This window comes from Caldisericota bacterium, from assembly GCA_034717215.1.
Classification (GTDB): domain Bacteria; phylum Caldisericota; class Caldisericia; order Caldisericales; family Caldisericaceae; genus UBA646.
In genome coordinates, this window is record JAYELD010000040.1 from 1 (window position 1) to 2,501 (window position 2,501).

The 2,501-nt window shown below is 39.7% G+C and carries 1 protein-coding gene; it reads right to left on the reverse strand.

Annotated elements, in window-relative coordinates:
* Positions 1-509: 509 nt before the first annotated feature.
* The gene (gene murJ / locus U9Q18_01940) at positions 510-2,111 is read right to left on the reverse strand and encodes a murein biosynthesis integral membrane protein MurJ (protein MEA3313119.1); all 1,602 of its coding nucleotides are present in this window, start codon (positions 2,109-2,111) and stop codon (positions 510-512) included.
* Between the last annotated feature and the right edge of the window lie 390 nt (positions 2,112-2,501).

Here is a 2,501-nt window from a genome sequence, read left to right on the forward strand (position 1 = left end):
TTCTATGAACCAATGACAGAAACAAACTTACTCACTTTCCCTCATATCTTCAACCATACATACGAAGTATAATCAAAGATATGTTTCCTCACAACCTGGAGTAGTATATACGATGACAAGGAAAAAGAAAAATTAAAAAGAGGAGATTGCCATGGACTTCTACGAAGTCCTCGCAAAGACCCATGGTGACGAAAAAGAAGCGCAAGGACGCTCTACTTTCGTCATCGCGAGGAACGTAACGAAGAGAAGTGACGTGGCGATCTCAAGGTAAATCTTCTTTTTTTTGTTTTTATAAAACAATTGTTTGTTGTTGAGGAGGAGATTGCCGCACATTTCTTCGAAATGTTCGCAATGACAGGACAGAGACAAAGGAGGAGATTGCCACGCCTTCGGCTCGCAAAGACCCATGGTGACGAAGAAGAAGTGCAAGGACAAGACAAAAATCAAAGATAAGATTCTGAAACAAGTCCAGAATGACAAGGATCAGGCCCGGGATGACACATTTCTATTTATTTTTTATATACAAATCTTTTTATAAAGCTTTTTAAGCGAGATATAAAGATAAAGTAACCGTAAGATTTGAACAGGTAAGTCAACGGTATATATGCAGCGGTAAGTAGAAGAAGTACAAGGGCAAACCGCACAACGCTTATAATGAAATTGGGCGAGGCATTGAGGTATGGCTTTAGTGATATGGATAAAAACCCAATAAAGATAGATATAGCAATAATTTTAATACCTTCTTTAAGTAGAGGCATATAACGAAGCCCTTTGATATATTGCTTTTTGCGGAGTGCATACGCATAGAGGAATAGACCAGTTGTTGCTGCAATGGCAGTAGCAAGGGCGATGCCTCCCGCACCAAGAATGCGAGAGAGTATGAGATTACCGATAATATTTATTGCAACAATGATAATGCTTAAGTACAGTGGCGTTTTTGTATCCTGAAAAGAGAAGAAGCTCCGCCTTAGAATATCATTTGCAGCCAAAGCAAAAAGGCCCAATGAATACATTGATACAGCAAATGCGGTAACCACTGTGTCGCTTCCCGTAAATGCGCCATGCTGAAAAAGAATCCTAACAATGGGTTGAGAAAGCGTGATAAAGATGACAGAAATAGGGATCATTAAGTATATCATAAAAGACATTGATTGTTTAAATGTTTCTGCATAACCTTTATAATTCTTTTCCGTGGCAAGTGATGAAAACGTAGGGTACACAGCAACGGCAAGCGGCATTGCAAAAAGCCCGAGTGGAATAAGGTATACCTTTTGAGCAAAGTTTAATATTGCAATAGAGCCAGCAGCAAGAGATGAAGCAACAGTTTTATCAACAACCCGGTTGATTACGCTTATTCCTGAAATAGCAATGATAGGGAGAAGAAGTGCGCCAAAATGGCGCATTGACGGCCAATCAACATTGTTTAATTGTAACACTCTGAAAAAATTTCTCCTTAAGAAAAGCACAATAAATAGGCTAAAGAATAAAAATGAAGAAAACGCAAGCTCTCCGACTGTCCAGCTATTTATGCCGAGAGGGGAGTGAAGGAAAAATAAAGAAAGAGGGATTAAGCTATTCCCGATAAGCCCAAGCGTTGCAGGATAGAGGAATTGCTTTTCTGCATGGTATAGGCCTGTGAGAAAACCAACCAGAACATTGAAGAAGCCAAAGATAATAAGGAAGCGCATAAAGTATACTGCCAGAGAAAGCCTGTCCCCCTTAAAACCGTATGCAACAGCTTTTATAAAAAATGCAGGAAAAATAAACATAATAATGGATAGAGCAAGGAGGAAAAGTACGGTGATAAAGAAAACTTGATTTACAAAAATGCGGGCTTGCGCAGGATCTTTCTTTTTGCGTTCCGTGTAAATAGGAATAATTACTGCCTGCAAACCACCTGCGATAAGGCCAAGAATCATAGCAGGCACAAGCATTGCAATAAGGAAAGCGTCAGTTTGTGCCGTTGCGCCAAAGTAATTTGCAACGAGCACTTCCCGGGCATACCCTACAATCTTGCTGAGGAATGTGATAATTATAATGATTAGTGTTGCCTCGGTTACGGACTGCTTCCGTAAAATGCGGGAATGCCTTATTTTATTGAATATATTCAAATATTAACCTCCAACGTACAAATTCTATATTCTTTTTAACGAGTTTTAGAATATTTGCAAGAACACCCTCTCTCTGTCACTGCGCTCTTTTCCTTGGCACGCATTACGCCAAGTTGACTAACAGGAGCGTGGCAGTCCCAGGGTAATATTACTTTTTTCCGTTTATTATTCTTTTAAAACAATTGTTTGTTGTTAAAGAGGAGATTGCTTCGCCTTCGGCTCGCAAAGACCCGTGAATTGTTTGTTGTTAAGGAGGAGATTGCCACACATTTCTTCGAAATGTTCGCAATGACAAGAAAAAGTGCAAAGACTCTCTACTTTCGTCATCGCGAGGAACGTAACGAAGAGAAGTGACGTGGCGATCTCAAGGTAAATCTTCTTTTTTTGTTT